Genomic DNA, 2,136 nt, shown 5'->3' with positions numbered 1-2,136 from the left:
CCCCGGAGCGTGTCGTCGTCCGCGGTCGGCGGCAGTTCTGCGGTCGGGTCGTCGGCCCCCGGGGCGCCCGCGGGTCCCCCGGGCTGCGGCTCGGCGGCCGGCTCCACGCCGCCGGTGAGCGCGCCGAGCGTGTCGAGACCGCCCGGCGCCGAGATGCCCGTACGGTCCACGACCAGGGCCAGCGCCCTGCGTCCTGCGACGGCGCCGCGCCGGTCGGCCAGTACGCCGCGCAGCGAGATGGCGGCCTCAAGTTCGGCGCGGGCCCGGTCCACCTGGTCGGTGCAGAGCGCGAGGACGCCCAACTCGTGGTGGAAATACGCTTCTTCGGCGACCTCGCCGGCGAGTCTGGCCGCTTCCTGGCCGTGCCGCAGGCAGCGTTCCCACGCGCTCCAGTGCAGCCCGGCGGCGAACGCCGGGGCCGCCGTCCTGGCCAGCAGCACCGCCGCGCTGAGCTGCCCGACCCGCTGCCCGCCGGTGTCGGCGGCGCCGGAGCCACCGGACGCGCCCGACGTACCCTTCGCCCCCGCCGTACCCGATGTACCGGAGGCGCCGTCGGCCGGCGCGGTGTGCGTGGCACGGGCGGTGACCAGGGCGGCCAGCGCGCCGAGCATCGCGTCCGCTTCCTCCACGGCGCGGGCCGCGGCCACCGAGGGATGGCCGGCCCACCACGCGTAGTGCTGGGCGGCGGTCAGCGCGCGGGTCGCCGGGTCCTGCGCCAGGCCGGCCGCGGTGAGTTGCGCGGCGACGCCCGTACCCAGCCGGTAGTGGTCGCCGGCCTGGGTGACCAGGCCACAGTCGAGCAGTTCGGCGACGGCGGCGTCGGCCTGCGCGTCGCCGATGAGCGCGGGCAGGTGCGCCGGGTGCGGGCACTCGCCGCCGAGGGCCAGCGCGAACTGGAGCGCCTCCCGGGCGGCGGGGCTGATCAGACCGGCCAGCAGGGCGGCCGGGGCGACGCCGTCGGTGAGCGTGAGTGCGGGCGGTGCGGCGGGTGCGGTGGCCGCAGGTCCCGCGCCGGTGGCGGGCCCGGCGGCTGTCGGCGCCCCGATCGCGTCGGCGCCCGCTCCGCTGTCCGCGCCCGCCCGCCGCTCCGGCGCCCCGCCGGCCGTGCCCCGCTTGGCTACGGAGGCGCCGCCCTGCGCCCCGTCAGACGGCGCCGCGTCAAACGGCGCCAGGTCGGACGGCACCGCATCGGACGGCACCACACCAGTTGGCACCGCACCAGTTGGCACCGCATCGGCCGGCTCCGCCGGCACCCCACCCGCCCGGTCGCGGCCCCGCAACAGCGCCGCGGCCTGGACGAACCGCAGCGGCAGCCCCTCCGACTCGAACCACAGGTCGGCCGCCCAGGCCGCTTCCTCGTCGGTGGGCGGACGGCGTACCAGGCGGCCGAGCAACTCCATGCAGGCGGTGCGGCTGAGGCCGCCGAGTGCGACCTCTTCCAGGTACGCGCCGGGCGAGGGGGCCGACACCTCGGGCGTCGCCGATATCAGGAAGGCGCACTCGGGCGTGGCGTCCAGGAAGTCATCGAGGGCCGTGCCGTCGAACTCGACGTCGTCCAGGACCACGACGGCACCGATGTCGCGCGCGAGTTCCAGGAGTTGCGCCCGGTCCGGGCGGTGCGCGGGCATCTTGTAGACCGCCGAGCACAGGGCGTGCAGCAGGTCAGTGGGGGTGCTGCGGTATCCGGAGAGGCGGATCACGCCGTCCGGGGCGAAGTCGGCGCACCCGTCGGCGACCGCGTCCAGCAGCGCGGTGCGCCCGGCCCCCGAGGGCGCCGTCAGCCGGACCGAACGGCCCCGGCCGAGCAGCCGTACCAGCCGGTCCCGTTCCTCGTCCCGCTCCAGGAGCGGCAGTTCGCCGCGGGCGGTGTACGTGGCGATGGCGCCGGCGCCCGCGGTGACCGTGGAGCGGGCGGCGGCCTGGGCGCGGCGCAGCGCGGCCCGCTCGCCCGGGCTGTGCCGGGTGGGCGCGGCCGGGTGGCGCGGGCTGCCCGGCGGGCACTGCTCGATCTCGCTGCCGTCGACGGGGTTGATGGTCAGCAGGTACTCGCCCGAGGTGAGCTCGGCGGTCCTGGCGAGGCCGGCCGCCGAGCCGGCGCCGAGGCCGGGGGACGCCGTTGCGCGGCCGGCGGTCCCC

Annotated in this window: 1 protein-coding gene; it reads right to left on the bottom strand. The window is 78.1% G+C overall.

Translation table 11 applies throughout. From position 1 onward, the window contains the following. A partial coding sequence (locus AAHZ94_RS33075) for a P-loop NTPase family protein (protein WP_502964855.1) occupies positions 1 to 2,042 on the bottom strand: 2,042 nt, incomplete at its 3' end. Between the last annotated feature and the right edge of the window lie 94 nt (positions 2,043 to 2,136).

Source organism: Streptomyces sp. HSW2009, assembly GCF_040240285.1.
GTDB lineage: Bacteria > Actinomycetota > Actinomycetes > Streptomycetales > Streptomycetaceae > Streptomyces.
Note: the sequence above shows the minus strand (reverse complement) of the source record. Positions and strands in the feature narration are given on the sequence as shown.